Raw genomic sequence first — 902 nt, 5'->3', positions numbered from 1 at the left:
GATACGACGCTTTGAGGCGTTAGGCAACAGGATCCGCACCACAGGGTCGATGCATATGGAGAGAGATCCCTCGCCGACGGACGAGGGGTCTCTCCTTGCGCCCGCTTGACAGGATCCGGGTCATATGAGGTCTGAATATGAATGCGAAGGCGAGCAGGGGCGTCAAGAAGTTGTTCATGGCTCTGCTTTGGATAGCTGTCATTGCGGCTCCCGCCATTGCCTCCCTTGTCGCCATCGCGCAGTTCCCACCGGGCATCGAAATACCGATGCATTGGAACGCGCAAGGTCAGGTTGACCGCTTCGGTTCGCCGTGGGAGATGCTCCCTCTCTCCTTCATCATGCTGGGCTGCAACCTGCTGTTCATGCTTTTTTACGCATTCAGCGACAAGCTCTTCGACCTCGGTCTTGTTCACGGAGTTAGCCGAAAGACAATTCGTCCCTTCCTTTGCGGCATGGCAGTGTTCATGGTGCTCCTTTGGGTGGGAATACTCGTCTTCTGGCTCAGCCAAATTAACTAGGCCGCTCTTTTGAGACATAGCTCGATCTCTGCGTTGAGGGGTGAAGCGCGTGGAAAACGAAACGGGCCGGAATGTCCGGCCCGTGCTGTTCATGGTGGTCGCTACAGGATTTGAACCTGTGACCCCCGCCGTGTGAAGGCGATGCTCTCCCGCTGAGCCAAGCGACCGAATATGCTGCCGTATCTCAACGGCGTTTGATTATGATAACGGCACTTCACCTCGAGCGCAAGCCCCTTTCTCCACTTTCTCGCGATTTCGACGGCGTAACTTTGATGGGGGCCATGCTCTCCCGATCTCCTACCAGCCCGTTCCGGCCATTCCGGAGTCGACGGCGGCAGCATAGCGCACCTCGGCCGACATGCCCGCCACGCTCGCGGCCGGCGG

General features: G+C 58.0%; 1 protein-coding gene and 1 tRNA gene. One reads left to right on the top strand and one right to left on the bottom strand.

What is annotated here, in order from left to right:
* The first annotated feature begins 176 nt into the window (after positions 1-176).
* Positions 177-518, top strand: a complete 342-nt coding sequence (locus G7Y49_RS12000) for a DUF1648 domain-containing protein (protein ID WP_165174128.1) — start codon at positions 177-179, stop codon at positions 516-518.
* 92 nt (positions 519-610) lie between these two features.
* Here G7Y49_RS12000 and G7Y49_RS11995 read toward each other — a convergent pair.
* Positions 611-685: transfer RNA gene (locus G7Y49_RS11995), tRNA-Val, on the bottom strand.
* Positions 686-902: the final 217 nt, after the last annotated feature.

The sequence above is a fragment of the Adlercreutzia sp. ZJ242 genome (assembly GCF_011038995.1).
Taxonomy (GTDB): Bacteria; Actinomycetota; Coriobacteriia; order Coriobacteriales; family Eggerthellaceae; genus CAAEEV01.
This window is presented reverse-complemented; position numbering and strand designations above follow the sequence as displayed.

What these genes read in the sequence shown, in the direction of transcription:
- G7Y49_RS12000 (WP_165174128.1), top strand. Translation starts at nt 177, where the DNA reads ATGGCTCTGCTTTGGATAGCTGTCATTGCGGCTCCCGCCATTGCCTCC.